Annotated in this window: 16 protein-coding genes and 1 pseudogene; 6 read left to right on the top strand and 11 right to left on the bottom strand. The window is 39.9% G+C overall.

Annotated features, from left to right (window positions below):
* Positions 1-82: 82 nt before the first annotated feature.
* The 6 genes from ezrA to ACXYSK_RS00865 form a co-directional block, all read right to left on the bottom strand.
* Complete coding sequence (ezrA, locus tag ACXYSK_RS00890) at positions 83-1,810, bottom strand: septation ring formation regulator EzrA (protein ID WP_458624727.1); 1,728 nt, start codon at positions 1,808-1,810, stop codon at positions 83-85.
* 80 nt (positions 1,811-1,890) lie between these two features.
* Positions 1,891-3,837, bottom strand: coding sequence for a DNA topoisomerase (ATP-hydrolyzing) subunit B (gyrB, locus tag ACXYSK_RS00885; protein WP_458624726.1), 1,947 nt, complete (start codon positions 3,835-3,837; stop codon positions 1,891-1,893).
* 14 nt (positions 3,838-3,851) lie between these two features.
* A complete protein-coding gene (locus ACXYSK_RS00880; RefSeq protein ID WP_254726973.1) occupies positions 3,852-4,415 on the bottom strand; it encodes an HAD family hydrolase in 564 nt (187 codons plus the stop codon).
* Positions 4,416-4,524: 109 nt separating this feature from the next.
* Positions 4,525-5,073, bottom strand: a complete 549-nt coding sequence (locus ACXYSK_RS00875) for a DJ-1 family glyoxalase III (protein WP_458624725.1) — start codon at positions 5,071-5,073, stop codon at positions 4,525-4,527.
* Between the two features lie 10 nt (positions 5,074-5,083).
* Positions 5,084-6,307, bottom strand: coding sequence for an FtsW/RodA/SpoVE family cell cycle protein (locus ACXYSK_RS00870; RefSeq protein ID WP_458624724.1), 1,224 nt, complete (start codon positions 6,305-6,307; stop codon positions 5,084-5,086).
* Positions 6,308-6,339: 32 nt separating this feature from the next.
* On the bottom strand, positions 6,340-8,790 hold the full coding sequence (locus ACXYSK_RS00865) for a bifunctional DnaQ family exonuclease/ATP-dependent helicase (protein WP_458624723.1): 2,451 nt from the start codon (positions 8,788-8,790) through the stop codon (positions 6,340-6,342).
* Positions 8,791-8,911: 121 nt separating this feature from the next.
* Between ACXYSK_RS00865 and ACXYSK_RS00860 the strand changes: the two are divergent.
* Positions 8,912-9,097, top strand: a pseudogene (locus ACXYSK_RS00860) (hypothetical protein).
* Between the two features lie 23 nt (positions 9,098-9,120).
* Here ACXYSK_RS00860 and ACXYSK_RS00855 read toward each other — a convergent pair.
* The 4 genes from ACXYSK_RS00855 to ACXYSK_RS00840 all read right to left on the bottom strand — a co-directional run bounded on the left by ACXYSK_RS00855 (position 9,121) and on the right by ACXYSK_RS00840 (position 12,501).
* Complete coding sequence (locus ACXYSK_RS00855; protein WP_458624722.1) at positions 9,121-9,969, bottom strand: NAD(P)H-hydrate dehydratase; 849 nt, start codon at positions 9,967-9,969, stop codon at positions 9,121-9,123.
* Positions 9,970-10,088: 119 nt separating this feature from the next.
* On the bottom strand, positions 10,089-10,946 hold the full coding sequence (locus ACXYSK_RS00850) for a bifunctional methylenetetrahydrofolate dehydrogenase/methenyltetrahydrofolate cyclohydrolase (RefSeq protein ID WP_458624721.1): 858 nt from the start codon (positions 10,944-10,946) through the stop codon (positions 10,089-10,091).
* Positions 10,947-11,083: 137 nt separating this feature from the next.
* Entirely contained in the window at positions 11,084-11,818 is a 735-nt protein-coding gene (locus tag ACXYSK_RS00845) for an amino acid ABC transporter ATP-binding protein (RefSeq protein ID WP_458624720.1), read from the bottom strand.
* On the bottom strand, positions 11,818-12,501 hold the full coding sequence (locus tag ACXYSK_RS00840) for an amino acid ABC transporter permease (protein WP_458624719.1): 684 nt from the start codon (positions 12,499-12,501) through the stop codon (positions 11,818-11,820). The genes ACXYSK_RS00845 and ACXYSK_RS00840 overlap by 1 nt, the downstream gene beginning before the upstream one ends.
* Positions 12,502-12,706: 205 nt before the next feature.
* Between ACXYSK_RS00840 and ACXYSK_RS00835 the strand changes: the two genes are divergently transcribed.
* The 5 genes from ACXYSK_RS00835 (at position 12,707) to ACXYSK_RS00815 (ending at position 17,150) form a co-directional block, all read left to right on the top strand.
* The gene (locus ACXYSK_RS00835; RefSeq protein ID WP_004253825.1) at positions 12,707-12,937 is read left to right on the top strand and encodes a DUF1797 family protein; all 231 of its coding nucleotides are present in this window, start codon (positions 12,707-12,709) and stop codon (positions 12,935-12,937) included.
* Between the two features lie 237 nt (positions 12,938-13,174).
* Entirely contained in the window at positions 13,175-15,427 is a 2,253-nt protein-coding gene (locus tag ACXYSK_RS00830) for an ATP-dependent Clp protease ATP-binding subunit (protein ID WP_458624718.1), read from the top strand.
* Between the two features lie 89 nt (positions 15,428-15,516).
* Complete coding sequence (locus ACXYSK_RS00825; protein ID WP_458624717.1) at positions 15,517-15,966, top strand: NUDIX hydrolase; 450 nt, start codon at positions 15,517-15,519, stop codon at positions 15,964-15,966.
* A 63-nt stretch (positions 15,967-16,029) separates the two neighbouring features.
* Complete coding sequence (locus ACXYSK_RS00820; RefSeq protein ID WP_458624716.1) at positions 16,030-16,329, top strand: DUF1827 family protein; 300 nt, start codon at positions 16,030-16,032, stop codon at positions 16,327-16,329.
* A 188-nt stretch (positions 16,330-16,517) separates the two neighbouring features.
* Entirely contained in the window at positions 16,518-17,150 is a 633-nt protein-coding gene (locus ACXYSK_RS00815) for a GNAT family N-acetyltransferase (protein ID WP_458624715.1), read from the top strand.
* Between the two features lie 45 nt (positions 17,151-17,195).
* On the opposite strand, the gene metK is transcribed toward ACXYSK_RS00815, so the two are convergent.
* The gene (gene metK / locus ACXYSK_RS00810; protein ID WP_458624714.1) at positions 17,196-18,386 is read right to left on the bottom strand and encodes a methionine adenosyltransferase; all 1,191 of its coding nucleotides are present in this window, start codon (positions 18,384-18,386) and stop codon (positions 17,196-17,198) included.
* Between the last annotated feature and the right edge of the window lie 145 nt (positions 18,387-18,531).

Here is an 18,531-nt window from a genome sequence, read left to right as displayed (position 1 = left end):
AATGAAAACACAGAAGAAAGTCATTTTTAATAGGAAAAGAAAAGTAAAAGAACCCTAGCACATTCTAGGGTTCTTTTTAAAATTAGAAGCGAATACTTTCTCTTGTTTTCTCATAAGAAGTAACAAAACGGTTGGTTACTCCTGGCTCTGCAACTTCTAATGCTTGAGAGATTTTTTCGAAAGATGCTTGGTAATCAAAGGTCGTTTCAAAGATATACAAAGCTTCTTGGAAAGCTTGTTGAATACGATCATCAAATGATCTGTAACGGTTAGAATATTGAAGCAATTGTTCTGTCAATGTTGCATTTTGAACAATACTGTATGTTTCTTCTTCCAACATATTCATATCATTTGTCGCAATCTCAAGAATACGATTGACAGATTCGATATTCACTTGTGCTTGTTCCAACTCAGCCATTAAGTCTTCTGTACTGTGACTTGCATCAAAGAAGAGCTTCAAGAATTTTTGTGGAATCCCTGGAAGATTTCTCTTCTCCATATAGCGTTTAATGGTATGTAGACGGTTGACGTATACATTTGCTTTTTGACGAGCATTGATGTCATCTTTTTCAATCTGAACAAGGCGTTCGCTGACACCGATTTGGTCATCTTCAATATCTTTCAATGTAGATTGGAGATTTTCCAAACGTTCTTGCAAGACAGAGTATGCTTCTGAAACTTCTGATTGGTCGTTTGTCAATTCCTCAATTGTAGTATTCAAGGCAGAAATATCTGCTTGAAGGCGACGAACTCGATTCACATCGCTTTCTGAAATCAAGTAAGTTTTACCAAGACGTTCGATATCTTTAACCAAGACTTGATTGTTTTCTTTCAAGTGTTGAAGATATGTAGGTAGGGTTGTTACCAATTTCTCGAAAGCTTTATGAGCGTTAATTTCACGAGTGAAAATATCATAAAGCGCATTGATTTCTTCTTGGATTTGAGTATTTTCATACTCTGCGTTATCCAATTCTAACTTACGAATATTCTCGTGATTGTTTTTCAAGGCTTCATATAGAAGTTGAAGTCGTGATTCGATATCAGTTTCTACAAAATGGTAGTTCTCATCTAAGAGTTTACGATATCCTGCTTCTAAATCTTCAAGTTGATCTGGCAACTCAGTAGTAAGTTTAGCCACAATCGCTGGAATTCTTTCAACGATATGTGTCAACGCAAGAATATGATTTTCTGCGTTATCCAAAATACCTGCTGCTTCAACTGGGTCACCTGAAGAGTTCAAGGTTACAAATTGAGAAAACTCAGATTGAATATTCTCCAATTGTTTTTCAATTTCTGGAAGAGCTTGACCATATTTTTCAGAATCTTCGGCTACAGTATTTTGTAGTTTTTCAAACAAGTCTAAGGCATGCAATACGCGTCCGCTATTTTTTGATTCTTGTTTTTCCAAATCTGACAAAGCATTACGGATGGCTGCGATGTCCTCTTCTACGAGTTCGATTTGACTCTCAATTTGATCAATTTGGTGTTTAGCCTTCAAGAAACGGAATGAGCTATTGTAACCTTCAGCTTCAAAGAGGTTATTCTCAATATCCGCAAATGAGTTAAGAGATAAATCAACCCATTTTTGGTTCCATTCTCTAAAAGCAACCTGACTTTGACCAATCAGATGCATGTTTTTAACAACCTCTACCTCATCATTAACGGGGAGATTATATAGTTCTTCTTTTCTTTCTTCTAAAGCTGCAAGTCTACTCTCATTACGTTTACGAAGCAAAATTGCTACTGCAAAGGCAATAAGAAGCAGAACTGCGATTCCAATCAAGGTAATAATCAACTGATTATCTGTCATATCTAACTCCTTTTATACTTGACACAATTGTAATGATTATATCATATTTTTAAAGCCTTGGGAACTATTTCCTAATTTTTTTAAACGTCAAGAGTACTGTACACAGCGTTTTCTTCGATAAATTCACGACGTGGTTCTACTCGATCACCCATAAGCATATCAAAAATTTTATCTGCTTCAGCAGCGTCATCCACTGATACACGGGCCATAAGGCGATGTTCAGGATTCATAGTAGTTTCCCAAAGTTGGTGGTCATCCATTTCTCCAAGACCTTTATAACGTTGAATGGTTGGTTTTGAACGACCTTCACTGTAGCGAGCCAAAGCTTCTTGCAAGCGAGTCTCTTGGTCTACACCTGGCTGAATATATTCTTTAATCTCACTACCAACTTTAACACCGTAAATAGGTGGTTGAGCGATATAAACATAGCCTGCCTCTAAAACAGGTTTCATATAGCGATAAATCAGAGTTAATAAGAGGGTACGAATGTGAGCTCCATCGACATCGGCATCAGTCATGATAACCAGTTTTTGGTATCGAGCCTTGCTGACATCAAACTCTGCACCAAATCCTGTTCCCATAGCTGTGAAAAGGCTACGGATTTCTTCATTGGCAAGAATTTTATCCATACTTGCCTTTTCAACGTTAAGGATTTTCCCACGAATAGGCAAGATAGCTTGAAATTCACGGTCACGCCCTGATTTTGCAGAACCTCCCGCTGAGTCTCCTTCGACGATAAAGAGTTCCGTTTCAGCTGGATTATTTGATGAACAGTCAGCTAGTTTCCCTGGTAGATTTGAAATTTCTAAACCTGATTTCTTACGAGTCACTTCTCGTGCACGTTTTGCTGCCACACGAGCCTTAGCTGCTAGGATACCTTTTTCTACGATGCGCTTAGCAATCTGTGGATTTTCCAAAAGGAAGTCAGAAAATGCATCACTGAACAAGCGGTTGGTAATCTTGACAACTTCACTATTCCCAAGTTTAGTTTTCGTTTGCCCTTCAAACTGAGGGTTTGGATGCTTTACAGAGATAACGGCTGTCAATCCTTCACGGACATCCTCACCTGTTAGGTTATCTTCGTTATCTTTTAGAAGTTTGTTTTTACGAGCATAGTCATTGATGACACGAGTTAAGGCTGTACGGAAACCTTGTTCATGTGTTCCACCTTCATGGGTATGAATATTGTTGGCGAAACTCATGACATTCTCGTGGTAACCCGTTGTGTACTGCATGGCGACTTCCACTGTAATATCATCCATTTCTCCATCTGTGTAGATTGGTGTATCAAAGATAACATCCTTATTTTCGTTGAGGTACTCAACGTAGCTCGCAATCCCACCTTCATAGTGATAATGCTTAGTCTGCTCTAGTCCTTCACGTTTGTCAGTGATAGAGATTTGAAGCCCACGATTCAAGAAGGCTAACTCTTGAATCCGTTTATTTAATTTGTCAAAGTCAAATGTTGTTGTCTCTGTGAAAATTTCTGGGTCTGGAGTAAAGTGAACGATTGTTCCTGTTTTATCTGTATCCCCAATTACCTCTAGGTCAGCCACAACATGTCCACGACGGTATTCTTGGTAATGAATTTTTCCGTTTTTGTGAACGCGAACATCCAACTGAGTTGAAAGAGCATTTACAACGGATGAACCTACACCGTGGAGACCACCAGATACCTTGTATCCGCCACCGCCGAATTTACCTCCGGCGTGAAGAACAGTAAAGACTGTTTCAACGGCAGGACGACCTGTTTTTTCCTGGATATCAACTGGAATCCCACGACCATCGTCAATAACTGTAATTGAATCATCTGGTTCAATAAAAACTTCGATATGACTAGCGAATCCAGCCAAGGCTTCGTCGATAGAGTTATCTACGATTTCCCAGACTAGGTGGTGAAGACCCTCTTTCGAAGTTGAACCAATGTACATACCTGGACGCATACGAACAGCTTCCAGACCTTCCAAAACTTGAATTTGACTGGCATCATAATCTTGTGCCTGTTGGTTTTTAATATCTTCTGTCATGTTTCCCCTTTTTCTTACATGTCTATTGCTTGTTTTAACGCTACAACGTTCTCAAAGAGATAGGCATCTAAGCCTGCAGCAAGTCCTGCCTCTACATCAATAGCACGGTCACCAATGACCAGACCAGATGTAATTTGATACTTATCACGTAAATAAATCATCGATTCAGGATTTGGTTTACGTTTAAATCCTGAACTAGCTGTCACTACTTCTGTAAAGTATGGTGCTATCTTTGTTTTTGAAAGAATCTCCAATACCTGATCATTTCGATGAGAAACCAAGAAATTACGGCCACCTTGGTCTGATATTTCTTCCAAGAGCGCAGGAATCCCATCAAACAATACTGGGTGTTCAAGATCGCGGGCTTCATTTTCTTTATATTTCTCAAGAAAGTTTTCAATACCTGGAGCATACTTTTCGATGGCAAAGGCAGTCGAAACCTTCAAAGCTTCGTAGACACTGTCGTGCTCCTGCTCAATCCCAAACTCTGCTAATGTTTCTACAAAAGCTGCTGTAGAAGTTTCATAATTATCAAGCAGGGTTCCACCTAAATCCCAGATGTAATCGTGATATTTCATACCCTTCATTATACCATTTTTTTATAAAAAATGCGATGTTTACCTTGGTTTTGACCTTAAAAAAGAGAAGAATCTTCTCCATCAAGAAAGATTCTCCTCAATTTGTTCATTATTTTTCAAATAGGTCTGTGTAGAGCATGCCATTTCTTAGAGATTCAGCATCTCCGCCCAGTGTTTCAACCAAGTGGTAAGCAAAGGCTAAAGCTGTTGCTGGCCCACGGCTAGTGATAACATTCCCATCCACTACTACTATTTCTTTATGGTAGTGGCCGTTAGCAATTTGTTCCTGGACTCCATCATAGCAGGTGAAGTTTCTACCTTCTAGTAGACCTGCCTGATTCAATGCAATTGGAGCCGCACAGATGGCTGCTACCTTTTTACCGATTTTCTCAAATTTTTGAAGTTCAGTGATCAATTGTTCATTGTCCCGCAAGTGGGCAGAGCCAGGCATACCTCCTGGAAGGACAATCATATCATACTCTGATAAATTTCCATCAAACACTCGATCGGCTTGAACTTGAATGGCATGTGAACCTGTCACTTCTTCACCAAATCCGACCATATGGCAGGTGATATTTGCGCGACGCAAGACGTCTACGACAGTCAAGGCTTCAATTTCTTCAAAGCCATTTGCTAGGATAACTGCAACTTTAGGCATAGCGACCTCCTTATTTCACTTTCTTCAGTACAACTTTTTTACGTTTAAATCTTGTTCGACCACTCTTTTCATCGGCGAGATGTGTTTGGTAGCTCATCGATAAAAGAAGACCGACACCGATGAGATTACTGATAATGGCTGATCCCCCTTGGGAAATAAAGGGCAAAGGAATCCCCGTAAGAGGAAGGAGTCCTGTGACGGCACCAATGTTCTCAAAGATGTGGAACAAGAGCATCATGATAAATCCAGTGGAGATATAAGTATAAAATTGATTGTTAGATTTCAGAGTAATCTTTAACATACGATAGATGAGGAGTAGATAGAGTGCAATCACTACTACTGAACCTATAAAACCAAAATCTTCAGCGATAACTGTGAAGATCATGTCACTCTCACGGACTGGGATGAGGAGATTGGACACGTTAAAGCCTTGGCCAAATACTCCCCCACTACCGATGGCAATTTGACCTTGAGCCTGTTGATAGGTAGTTGTTTGAGCATAATCAAAGGGATTGAGCCAAGCCAAGATACGATTAATCTGATAAGTCGGCATACCAAGTTGGTGCATAAAGGCACGCCCATCCTTTGTAATGAAGATGGCTAAAAATCCTGTAATGGCTGATACAACTGTTACAAAGACTGGGATGATAATCTTCCAAGAAACACCTGACAACAAGACAAGACCTGCAAAGATCGCAACAAAAACCATTGCCGTTCCAAGGTCACTTTGTAAGGCTAGTAACACTAGAACCGGAATCGTGAAAACAATCATCCAAAGAATCAAAAGGAAATCTAAACCGATGGTACGTGCTTTGTCCTTGTACTTTTTAGTGAAAGTTACAATCACATAAGCTAGCATCAAGATGTAAGATATCTTCATGAATTCAGACGGTTGAAAAAGTGTATAACCACCGATTGATACCCAGTTTTTAGCACCTGTTGCAGCCACTAAACTTGGATTATAAAAAACCAAGGGTAAGACCATCAAGGCTAGACCAAGACCATATAGATAGGGGGTAGACTGCCATAAAAACTTGGTGTTAAAAAACATAACTACAAAACTAAAGATAATCCCAAGTGCTATCCAAGCCAGTTGTTGTCCAAGTATAGGCCAAACATTGTTTGGGTAGTCATGACTAACTGCTATATAAATCGCTACAACTCCAATTACCAACAAACAAAACACTGGTAATATTAAACTATAATCGACCCTAGAGTCGAATGAACGTTTCATAATGGCCTCCTTCATTCTTTCTGATATTCATTTCATTGTTTATTTAAAAATTCTTGAACGTTGACAAACACTTGCTCTCGGCTAATATTCCTTACTCGACTAGTGCGAGACAAGGCCTTGCTGATTTGCTTGCCATATCGTTTGCTTGACATGCGGCTGTCTAAAATCAAAACTGCGGAGCGTTGACCAACTCGGCGCATGGTCCTACCTATCGCTTGCTTGAGACGAATAATCGCCATAGGAAGTTGGTAATCATAAAAAGGGTTCTTCCCTTCAAGACGGAGTTCTTGATTCATCTTTTTGGTAAATGGATCCTCTGGATTTTGGAAAGGCAAACGTGTCACCACTTCAATCACCCGAGGATGTCTGGAAAAATCGACTCCTTCCCAGAAACTCCCCGCACCAAGTAAGAGCTCACGCTCTCCTTTTTCAAAGCGTTTTTTCAATTGAGCTGGTTCCCCATGCTTATATTGAGCTAAATGGGGAATTCTTAAAGTATCAGATACCTGCAGCAATAAATCTTTTGCAGTAAATAAGACTAAAATCGGTTCTTCCAGGTAGGACAAATCTTCTAGAACTTCCACAACTGCTTGTGCATATTCCTCAAGCGAAACTTCAGTCACCAATGGAAAATCATTCACCAAGAAAATTTCCTGATTTTCCTGAAACTGTTCATCTTGGTAATAAATATTTGCTTGCGGGAATCCTAACAATTCTGGCAAAGAAACTCTGCTACTAATTTCTAGGGTTGCAGAGATTCCGAGAAGCTGGCAGGATTCTGGAAATATCTGAGAAAATAACAAACGCTGATCGCGACTAGAAGTAATCTCGATTTTTTTACTAGAGAGTTCTGAAACTGATAACCAAAATTCTCCTTCAGACGAGAAAAATCTCTGATAGTCTTTAAATTCTGGAAGATTCAACTCTGAAAAATCCTGTTGGAGCTTATCAATGCTACTAGCTGGGCACATCTTACGTTTGCCAGATAGAAACTGCTCCAGCAGATAAGAAAGCTCAAAACGAACACTCTCTAGCAAGCGTCTTTCAAGCATGCCTTCTTCTTTAGATAGAGCTTGATCTAATTGTTCTAGCAAATCTGTAAGCAAATAAGATTTTCGAGAAAGATTTTCCAAGGTCAACAAGATTTTCTGGGATTCATCCAAAATCAAGAAACGTCCCTCTAAAAGACTCGGATCATCTTCAAGTCGAGTAACGAGGTAAGCATGATTGGTCACTAGCAACTTACAAGAACGCGCTTTTTCCTGACCACGTCTCCAAAAATCCTCTAACCAAAAGAGAGAATCTTTGTGAAGATTTCCATCATGCACCAAGTTTGGTAAAAATTGCTGGTAGCGATAAAGCTGACCAATTTCGTCTAAGTCTCCAGTATCTGTCTCAGTCAGCCAAACTAGGAGTTGCATCTTGAAACGCGTATACAAACGATTGGATTCTTCTTCCTCTAGCACTGCATGAAAGGCATCTAACTTCAAGTAATTCTGTGGTCCTTTGAGACTATGAATAGAGATATGGAAAATCTCTTCGAGTTTTTTAGCCTCCTCATGCATTACCTGATTTTGAAGGATTTTAGTTGGAACACTAAGTAGGATCCCACTTTCATTCTCAAGAGACAAGGCTGGCAGGAGATAGCCATAGGTTTTTCCAATCCCAGTTTGAGCCTGAATAAAAGAAATGTCTTCCCCTTGCAAGCACTCTTGAACCTTTTGTGCGAAGCGTTCTTGCAAGTTTCTCTCCTCCAACCCCAACAAGGCAATATTGGTTTGGAAATCTTTAGATAGTTTTCGTGGAGAAAGGGCTGATTTTTCTTTTCTCAAAAATAGACCTTGCACCTCGACCAAGTCATGTTCAACTAAGAGAGACTGTTTCTGATAAACTTCCTCGATGACCATGTATGATTCGTACAATAAGCTATCAGCCAGACTTAATAAGCGCTCCAACAAACCTTTTGGAAGTTGAAACATCTTTTGTCTCATACAAAGAAAGAGTTCTGCCGTTGCTTGGGCATCTGATAAGGCTGTGTGAGCTTGCTCCAAGGGAATTCCCAACTCTTGGCAGAGAATTCCAAGATTATACTTTTCAAGCTGAGGGAAAAAGACTTGAGCCAACTCAACCGTATCGATACGAGGGGTGCGTAATTCATAACCTTCAAAAAATAGGAATTCTGCCAACAAATTGGCATCGAACTGAACATTGTGCGCAACAAAAATACCGTCTTTGACCAACTCAAAAATCTTTCCAGCTACCTGGGAAAACTCTGGTGCCTTTGCTAAACGCTTATCAGTCAAACCCGTTAATTCTTTGATATGAGAATCCAAGTGTTCATGCGGATTGATATCAGTGGCATATCGCTCAACAATCTCACCATCTTCAATGACTACAATTCCCACTTGGATGATTTTTGCCTTGCTTCCGGTACTTGTTGCTTCTAAATCTACAACCACATACCGATCATTTCTAAAATTCATCACTAAAAATTATATCAAAATTTACACCATTTGACACCCATGAACTTTATTTGAAGAGTCAAGTTTCTTGCAAGATTTAAACAAAAATGATTGAATAAAATGGTAGAAAAGGAGGAAATTCATGAACCCATTGGATTTGTTTAATCAAGTAAAAGAACTCGTCGAGAAAAAAGATTTTTCTGCAGCAAAAACCTTTGTTGAAGAAAACAAGGATCAACTAGGGGACTAACTTAGCCAAGCGCAAGCATTGGTTTCAGGCTCAGAAGGGCTTGACGGTCTTGTAGATAAGGTCAAAGGCCTCTTCTAATAGTCAAAAGACACCTGAAAAATTCAGGTGTCTTTTTGTATTTTCTTCATGAATGCAGGAATATGTTGACTAATCGTGGTTGGCAGAACTACATAATTGTCCTCAGCTAGTTCTTGGGCAATTGCTGAATGCAGATATGTCGCTACTGTCACTCTTTCATAGAGACTAACTTGGTGAAATTGACCTACAAAGCCAGCGATCATCCCAGCCAGAGTATCCCCCATACCCCCAGTCGCCTGATAAGGACCCCCAACCTCTAACTGATAAAAATCATCTTGACCAGCTTGCCAGATTCGAGTCGCAGGACCTTTTTGAACCAAAATCGTTCCTGAAGGAAAACTCATCAAAGCCTCTCCTGTTTCCTCAGCTCCTTGAGAAGTCAAATCTAAGCCTGACAAGACTTGCCATTCCCTTTGATGTGGAGTTAAAACAAGGTGGGCTTTAGGAAATTTCATCCCCCTCTTAGCAAAAATAGATAGGGCACCACCATCCAGTATGAGAGTCTGGTCTTGATTTGAATGATGAAAGACTGTTTTAATTAGCTCCTCTCCTCGCTCATCATCCACTAGTCCAGGGCCAACTAAGACAACATTCGCTTTCTCTAACTGTTGCTCCAGTAATTGCTTATCGTCAAGAGCAAAAGCCATAGCCTCAGGCAAATGGCTATGTAGCGCTGGAATATTCTCTTTATCCGTTGCTACTGTAACCAAGCCTGCGCCACTTTTAACAGCCCCTAAGGCAGCCATAATAATGGCTCCCCCATAGGGATAAGCCCCTCCAATCAAGAGAAGACGCCCGTAGTCTCCCTTATGACTAGAACGAGGACGTTCAATAATAACTTTTTTCAGAAGAGCTTGATCAATTTCCTTCATTATTATTACTTCCTTACTACTTCTTATCTCTCATTATACTACAAAATAATAGATAGAAGTATCATTACAGCAAATAAAAAGCCGAGATATTACTATCTCAACTATTTTTCATAGTAAACCTAATCTTTATCCAGCGTTCTTAAAGCAGCCTGATAAGTCTGTTCCATTAGCATGGTAATGGTCATAGGCCCAACTCCACCAGGTACAGGTGTGATATGGCTAGCGACTGGTGCAACAGCATCATAGTCAACATCTCCACAAAGCTTGCCATTTTCATCTCGGTTCATCCCCACATCAATGACAACAGCTCCAGGTTTGACAAAATCAGCAGTCACGAACTTAGCACGACCGATTGCTACTACAAGAATATCGGCTTTAGAAGCTACTTGGGCTAGATTGTGGGTGCGAGAGTGGGTCAAAGTTACCGTTGCATTCTTAGCCAAGAGCAACTGGGCCATGGGTTTCCCAACGATATTTGAACGACCAATAACAACTGCATTTTTACCTTCTAACTCAATCCCATACTCATGGAACATTTCCATAATTCCAGCAGGAGTTGAAGGGATCATAACTGGGTGACCAGACCAAAGACGCCCCATATTGAGCGGATGAAAGCCATCTACATCCTTTTCAGGGTCAATAGCTAGTAAAACAGCTTCTTCATCGATGTGTTTTGGTAATGGAAGCTGGACCAAAATCCCATGCCAAGCTGGATCTTGATTGTATGTAGCAATCAACTCCAACAATTCATCTTGTGTAATGGTCTCCGGAACTCGCACAACTTCACTTTGAAAACCTGCTGCGATAGCTGAACGTTCCTTGTTGCGTACGTAAACTTGGCTGGCTGTATTTTCTCCGACTAAAATAACGACCAAGCCTGGAACCAAACCTGTCTCTTTCTTTAACTTGGCTGTTTTTTCAGCCAACTGTCCCTGTAGCTTGGCTGCCAAAGCCTTTCCATTAATAATCTGTGTCATGTATTTTCTCTTTTCTAACAAATATTTTCTATTATAACAAAAAATCGCTCGACCTTCTAACACTTCTTACCTAAGATACCCTATAGTCTGAAACTATAAGAAAAAGCCCCCTTGGAGCTTTTCTAATAAACAGTATTTTACAAAACCTTACTCAAGAAATCCTTGGTTCTTTGTTCTTGGGTTTGTTCAAAGACTTGCTCTGGAGTTCCGTCTTCAACAACAACACCATCAGCCATAAAGATGACACGATCTGCCACCTCACGAGCAAAGCCCATTTCATGAGTTACGATAACCATAGTCATTCCTGACTGAGCAAGTTCTTGCATAACTGCTAGTACTTCTCCTACCATTTCTGGGTCTAGAGCAGAAGTTGGTTCATCAAATAGTAAAACATCTGGCTCCATGGCTAAACCACGGGCGATAGCGATCCGCTGTTGTTGACCGCCCGACAAGCTTTGTGGATAAGCATCTGCCTTATCTGGTAAACCAACCTTTTCTAAGAGCTCATGCGCTCTCTTCTCAGCCACTTCCTTACTTTCTCCCTTAGTCTTAATCGGAGAAAGTGTAATATTTTCCATGACTGTCATATTTGGGAAGAGATTAAATTGTTGGAAAACCATTCCCATCTTTTCACGCATGGCAAAGAGGTCGTTTTTCTTATCCGTAATGTCTACACCTTCAAAGATAACCTTTCCTTTAGTAGCTTCTTCGAGAAGATTCATAGAGCGAAGGAGGGTTGACTTACCACTACCAGATGGTCCAATAATGACCACTACTTCCCCTTTTTTAATTTCAAGATCAATCCCTTTTAAAACTTCATTCTTTCCAAAGCTTTTATGAAGGTTTTCAATTTTAATTAGCGTTTCAGTCATTATTTCTTATCTCCTTGTCCCATACGATTTTCAAAAGCTTTCAAGGCAAGCGTCAAGATAGAGGTCATAATCAAGTAGTAAAAGGCTGCAAATAAGAGCGGAGTTAAAGGCAGGTAAGTGGTTGTTGATACTGTAGTAGCTCCATTCCACAACTCCATAACCCCGATAGCTGACAAGAGCGAGCTATCCTTGATAATGGTAATAAACTCATTCCCCAAGGCTGGTAAAATATTCTTGATAGCCTGTGGCAAAATAACATAGCGCATAGCATTTTTAGGACGAATACCTAGTGAATACGCTGCTTCTAGTTGTCCCTTTGGCACTGCATTAATCCCAGCACGAACTGTTTCTGATACATAGGCACCACTATTCATAGAGATAATCAAAATCCCTGGAATCAAACGAGTAAGATCAACATCTAAAATCCCGATTTGAATAGTCGGAGCACTAATATGCATTAAGGCAAAAGCAATCATAATCTGCACCATCATTGGAGTCCCACGGAAAACCCAGATATATAGATTAGCAAACCAGGCAAGCGGTTTAAACTTTGAACGTTGTGCAAAGGCCAACAGCACTCCTAGAATAGTCCCCAAGAAGACCACCAAGATAGATATGATAATTGTTACAACGGCACCATAGTTAAAATATGGTAGATATTTTGGTAAAAAAGAAAAATTCATGGATACTCTACTTTCTGTTTTTAATATTTAAACTTAAAACTTGTATAAGGATAACATATTTTGCATAAAAATGCAACATTTTCTCCTAATATTTTCAATAATTTTTCAAAGACGATAGAAATAGCGAGAAATCTTAGTTTTTTTCTAGTCAAGTAGAGTCTGTTTATGGTAAAATAGTAAAGATAAGAAATGGAGGAGAATCAAAATGGAATCACATTTGGTTAGAATCATCAATCGCTTAGAAGCAATGACAAAAGATGGTGGTAACTTAAAACGTAACTTTGAACGCGAAGGAGTTGTTGTCGCAGAGGTTGCTTTTAACCACGACGAAGAAAACGGACCACTCTTTACACTTCGTGACGTTGAAGCTCGTGAAACATATACATTTGATAGCATCGATCTTATTGCGATGGAAATCTACGAACTTTTATACTAATAGTTGAATATGGGCTGGAGAGTACTCCTGCTTTGACCAATGAAAATCCTTTTTGCATGACAAATGGGATTTTTCTTTTTATCATTAAACAACTATATTAGCATTTTATCATGAATTGTAACAAGCAATCTTTTTGCTTGCTTTCCCCTTTAATCATGATATAATGAGACTAAAGAACTTTGACTATTTTTGACCTTTCTATTTTAGTCAAAGCCAAGAAAGAAACGAGGTAGAGGTATGCTCTGTCAAAATTGTAAAATCAATGACTCAACAATCCATCTTTACACTAATCTTAATGGGCAACAAAAGCAAATCGATCTTTGCCAAAATTGCTACAAAATTATCAAAACAGATCCTAACAATAGCTTATTCAAAGGCATTACAGATTTAAACAATCGTGATTTTGATCCATTTGGAGACTTCTTTAACGATCTGAATAACTTTAGACCATCTTCTAATAATAACAACACTCCCCCTACTCAGTCAGGTGGTGGATACGGCGGTAATGGTGGCTATGGTTCCCAAAATCGTGGACCAGCTCAAACACCTCCTCCTAGCCAAGAAAAAGGACTCTTGGATGAATATGGTATCAATGTTACTGAGATTGCCCGTCGTGGAAATATCGACCCTGTAATTGGTCGTGACGAAGAAATCATCCGCGTTATTGAAATTCTCAACCGTAGAACCAAAAACAACCCAGTACTGATTGGGGAGCCTGGTGTTGGTAAGACAGCAGTTGTCGAAGGCTTAGCACAGAAAATTGTAGACGGTGATGTTCCCCATAAACTCCAAGGCAAAGAAGTCATCCGTTTAGATGTAGTAAGTCTTGTCCAAGGTACTGGTGTTCGTGGTCAATTCGAAGAACGCATGCAAAAACTCATGGAGGAAATCCGTAAACGCGAGGACATCATCCTCTTTATCGACGAAATTCATGAGATTGTCGGTGCTGGTTCTGCTGGAGAAGGAAATATGGATGCAGGAAATATCCTGAAACCAGCTCTTGCTCGTGGCGAACTTCAACTTGTTGGTGCTACTACTCTCAATGAATACCGCATCATTGAAAAAGATGCTGCTCTCGAACGACGCATGCAACCTGTCAAGGTTGATGAACCAACAGTGGAAGAAACTATTACTATCCTCAAAGGTATTCAAAAGAAATACGAAGATTACCACCACGTTCATTATACTGACGGGGCTATCGAAGCGGCTGCTACTCTCTCTAACCGCTATATCCAAGATCGTTTCTTGCCAGATAAGGCTATTGACCTTCTAGATGAAGCTGGTTCAAAAATGAACTTAACCTTGAATTTTGTGGATCCTAAGGTCATCGACCAACGCTTAATCGAAGCGGAAAATCTCAAGGCTCAAGCAACTCGAGACGAAGATTTTGAGAAAGCAGCCTACTTCCGTGACCAGATTGCCAAATATAAGGAAATGCAAAAGACCAAGGTAACGGATCAGGATACTCCAGTCATCAGTGAAAAGACGATTGAACACATTATTGAACAGAAAACCAATATTCCAGTTGGCGACCTTAAAGAAAAAGAACAGTCTCAACTGATCAATCTAGCAGACGACCTCAAGGCTCATGTCATTGGTCAAGATGATGCAGTTGATAAGATTGCTAAGGCTATCCGCCGTAACCGTGTTGGGCTTGGAACACCAAACCGTCCAATTGGTAGCTTCCTCTTTGTTGGTCCTACTGGTGTCGGTAAAACAGAACTGTCTAAACAACTAGCTATTGAGCTTTTTGGTTCTGCTGATAGCATGATTCGCTTTGATATGAGTGAATACATGGAAAAACACAGTGTTGCTAAACTCGTCGGTGCTCCTCCAGGATACGTCGGCTATGACGAAGCTGGTCAATTGACTGAGAAAGTCCGTCGCAACCCCTACTCACTGATCCTCTTAGATGAGGTTGAAAAAGCCCATCCAGATGTTATGCATATGTTCCTTCAAGTCTTGGACGACGGCCGTTTGACTGATGGGCAAGGGCGTACAGTTAGCTTCAAGGACGCCATCATTATCATGACCTCAAATGCAGGTACAGGTAAGGCAGAAGCTAGCGTTGGATTTGGTGCTGCTCGAGAAGGTCGTACCAACTCTGTCCTTGGAGAATTAGGCAACTTCTTTAGCCCAGAATTCATGAACCGTTTTGACGGCATTATCGAATTCAAGGCTCTCAGCAAGGAAAATCTCCTTCAAATCGTTGACCTCATGCTAGATGATGTGAATAAACGACTCTCAAGCAATAATATCCATCTTGATGTCACAGAAAAGGTCAAAGAAAAACTTGTAGACCTTGGTTACGATCCAAAAATGGGAGCTCGTCCACTCCGTCGTACCATCCAAGACTATATCGAAGATGCAATTACAGACTACTACCTTGAAAATCCAAGTGAAAAAGACCTCAAGGCTGTCATGACAAGTAAAGGTAAAATCGTGATTAAGTCCAAAAATAAAATAGAAACGGTCGAGTCAAACGACTAGTTCCTCACATACAAAAGAATGTTCTTGCTTGACAGCGAGAGCATTCTTTACTATTATAGAAAGAAAGCGCACTCACGAAGGAGAAATTTATGGCAAATCCAACATTTGGAGACAAAAAAGAGGGAGTAACCTACAAAAATAGATATGGCGTTTATGCAGTCATACCTGATGCAAACCATGAAAAGATTATCCTCGTACAAGCTCCAAATGGTGCATGGTTCTTACCAGGGGGCGAAATTGAAGAAGGTGAAAATCACCTCGAAGCTCTCAAACGAGAATTGATTGAAGAATTAGGATTTACAGCTGAAATCGGTACCTACTACGGACAAGCGGATGAATATTTCTATTCCAGCCATCGTGATACCTACTACTACAATCCAGCCTATCTCTACGAAGCCACTTCTTACCAAGAAATTCAAAAACCTCTCGAAGACTTCAATCATCTAGCTTGGTTCCCAGTCGATGAAGCTATCGCTAACTTAAAACGTGGAAGTCACAAATGGGCGATCGAAGCTTGGAAAAAACAACATCAAATTTAAACTATCTCTACCAAATTTCCCAAAAAGTGCTATAATAGACATAGAAATACAGGAGGAAACCCTATGAAGCTTATCAATACTACTAATTCACACTCACAACTTGTTAAAAGTCAGCTAGAAAGCACCGACGCAACGCTTGTAGAGGTTTATTCTGCAGGTAATACAGATGTTATTTTTACTCAGTCACCGCTTCATTACGAAATCCTCATTTCCAATAAACACCGTGCAATCCGTGAAAAAGAAATCGAGAAAATCCAAGAATTCTTCTTAAATCGTAAAATTGATAAACAAGCTATTGATGAAGCAAATATCAAAACCCTCTATTCTGATAAATTGATTGAAATTTCAATTCCAACAAAATAGATTCTAACTAGACTTTAAATCTACCCCGCAAGGTTAAACCGTGTGGGGTCTTTTCACACCTACTTTTCTAATAGAAATTTTAGAAAAACTTCATTTCTTTATACTTTTTGTGAATATTTCACATTAAAATCGAAAAATGAAAGAGATTTCGTTATAATAGTTAGAGAGACCTAATAAAGGAGTTTGATATGAAAGAAATAGTATACAGAGAAGCCAGACTAGATGAATATCAAAAAATCGGGAAAGTGTTGGCTGGTGCCTTTATGGACTATCCTTTTATGACTCTTATCAAAGATGATTTAAAGAAACCAGAATACTACCCAGCCTTTCTAGAATTGTTGGATAGCATTCTGACCAGACTCTATATCAAAGGAGAGACCTGTCTGATAGCTGAACAAGACGGGGAAATCCTGGCCGTTGCCCTCTTGCAACAAAAGGATTTTTCCATTCTATCTTATTTGCTGAATGGTATTGTCAAGCTTTTCCGTTTTATTGCTCCGCGCAATCTCTTGAAATATCTTGATTTGGTGGAACGTTCCGAACAGCATTTGAAAAGATCAGGAAATTTTGACTGGTATTTGATGATGTTAGGAGTCAACGCTTCTAGTCAAAACCAAGGAATCGGGAGTACTTTTCTACAAGAAGGTGTTGAACCTTATCTTAAATCCAAAGGCTGCAAACGCTTGGGCTTGATTACTAGTACTGAAAAAAATGTTTGCTTCTATGAAAGAAACAAGTATGAATTACTAGATTCGATGATGTTAGAATACGGAACAAAATCTATTGGAAACTGGGCTTTTGTAAAAATCTTGGATAACTAATTTTAAACATAAAAAGATTGGTCCTTAGACCAATCTTTTTCTTTTTTATTTCACTGCTTCTTTCAAGGCTTCTACCTTGTCCAAGCGTTCCCATGGAAGATCAATATCTGTACGTCCCATATGTCCATAAGCCGCTGTTTGACGGTAAATCGGACGTTTGAGGTCCAGCATTTGGATAATCCCTGCAGGACGAAGATCAAAGATTTGACGCGCTGCTTTTTCAAGCTTACTTTCAGCTACTGTTCCCGTACCGAAGGTATCGATACGCACTGATACAGGTTGAGCTACACCAATTGCATATGCCAATTGCACTTCTGCTTTCTTAGCAAGACCTGCAGCAACAATGTTTTTAGCAATGTAGCGAGCTGCATAAGAAGCCGAACGGTCAACCTTTGTCGCATCCTTACCAGAGAAGGCACCACCACCGTGACGTGAGTAACCACCATAGGTATCCACGATGATTTTGCGACCTGTCAAACCTGAGTCTCCTTGAGGCCCACCGATAACGAAACGACCTGTAGGATTGATGAAGAATTTTGTCTCATCATCCAGGTAAGAAGCTGGAATCACTTCTTTGATGACCTTGTTAATCACATCTTCATGGATTTGCTCATTGCTCACTTCTGGATCATGTTGGGTTGAAATAACAACTGTATCCACACGCACTGGACGGTCATTTTCATCATACTCAACAGTGACCTGTGATTTGGCATCTGGACGAAGATAGCTAATTTCACCAGACTTACGAAGCTCTGCTAAACGACGAACCAATTTGTGACTAAGTGAAATTGGCAATGGCATGAGTTCTTCTGTTTCATCCACCGCAAAACCAAACATGAGACCTTGGTCACCTGCTCCAATCAAGTCTAGTGGATCTTGATCTGCGTTTCCTCGAACTTCCAAGGCTTCATTAACCCCTTGAGCAATATCAGGAGATTGTTCTACCAAAGATGGGTGAACTCCAACCGTCTCCGCAGAAAAACCGTACTCAGTATTGGTATAACCAATCTCTGCAATGGTATCACGAACTACTCGGTTAATATCGACATAAGCATTTGTTGAAATTTCACCGAAGACATGGACTGAACCTGTATAAACAGCAGTTTCAGCAGCAACGTGCGCCTCTGGATCTTGCTCTAAAATAGCATCCAAGATAGCATCTGAAATTTGGTCTGCAATCTTATCTGGATGCCCCTCAGATACAGATTCAGACGTGAATAATTTACGTTCTGACATAAAAATGTCCCCCCTTAAAAAATATTCGTTATAGAGTTACAAAGAACTGGTAGGAAGTTAATTTACAATCAAGTCCGACCACCTTATCGGGACCATATAACCTAACTATTATAACACGAATCTTGTAAAAATACTCGTATGATTA

This window comes from Streptococcus sp. V919 (genome assembly GCF_054353475.1).
This window is presented reverse-complemented; position numbering and strand designations above follow the sequence as displayed.

What these genes read in the sequence shown, in the direction of transcription:
- ACXYSK_RS00880 (WP_254726973.1), bottom strand. Translation starts at nt 4,415, where the DNA reads ATGAAATATCACGATTACATCTGGGATTTAGGTGGAACCCTGCTTGAT.
- ezrA (WP_458624727.1), bottom strand. Translation starts at nt 1,810, where the DNA reads ATGACAGATAATCAGTTGATTATTACCTTGATTGGAATCGCAGTTCTG.
- ACXYSK_RS00865 (WP_458624723.1), bottom strand. Translation starts at nt 8,790, where the DNA reads ATGAATTTTAGAAATGATCGGTATGTGGTTGTAGATTTAGAAGCAACA.
- ACXYSK_RS00875 (WP_458624725.1), bottom strand. Translation starts at nt 5,073, where the DNA reads ATGCCTAAAGTTGCAGTTATCCTAGCAAATGGCTTTGAAGAAATTGAA.
- ACXYSK_RS00855 (WP_458624722.1), bottom strand. Translation starts at nt 9,969, where the DNA reads ATGAAGGAAATTGATCAAGCTCTTCTGAAAAAAGTTATTATTGAACGT.
- ACXYSK_RS00850 (WP_458624721.1), bottom strand. Translation starts at nt 10,946, where the DNA reads ATGACACAGATTATTAATGGAAAGGCTTTGGCAGCCAAGCTACAGGGA.
- ACXYSK_RS00840 (WP_458624719.1), bottom strand. Translation starts at nt 12,501, where the DNA reads ATGAATTTTTCTTTTTTACCAAAATATCTACCATATTTTAACTATGGT.
- ACXYSK_RS00870 (WP_458624724.1), bottom strand. Translation starts at nt 6,307, where the DNA reads ATGAAACGTTCATTCGACTCTAGGGTCGATTATAGTTTAATATTACCA.
- ACXYSK_RS00845 (WP_458624720.1), bottom strand. Translation starts at nt 11,818, where the DNA reads ATGACTGAAACGCTAATTAAAATTGAAAACCTTCATAAAAGCTTTGGA.
- ACXYSK_RS00830 (WP_458624718.1), top strand. Translation starts at nt 13,175, where the DNA reads ATGCTCTGTCAAAATTGTAAAATCAATGACTCAACAATCCATCTTTAC.
- ACXYSK_RS00835 (WP_004253825.1), top strand. Translation starts at nt 12,707, where the DNA reads ATGGAATCACATTTGGTTAGAATCATCAATCGCTTAGAAGCAATGACA.
- metK (WP_458624714.1), bottom strand. Translation starts at nt 18,386, where the DNA reads ATGTCAGAACGTAAATTATTCACGTCTGAATCTGTATCTGAGGGGCAT.
- ACXYSK_RS00825 (WP_458624717.1), top strand. Translation starts at nt 15,517, where the DNA reads ATGGCAAATCCAACATTTGGAGACAAAAAAGAGGGAGTAACCTACAAA.
- ACXYSK_RS00820 (WP_458624716.1), top strand. Translation starts at nt 16,030, where the DNA reads ATGAAGCTTATCAATACTACTAATTCACACTCACAACTTGTTAAAAGT.
- ACXYSK_RS00815 (WP_458624715.1), top strand. Translation starts at nt 16,518, where the DNA reads ATGAAAGAAATAGTATACAGAGAAGCCAGACTAGATGAATATCAAAAA.
- gyrB (WP_458624726.1), bottom strand. Translation starts at nt 3,837, where the DNA reads ATGACAGAAGATATTAAAAACCAACAGGCACAAGATTATGATGCCAGT.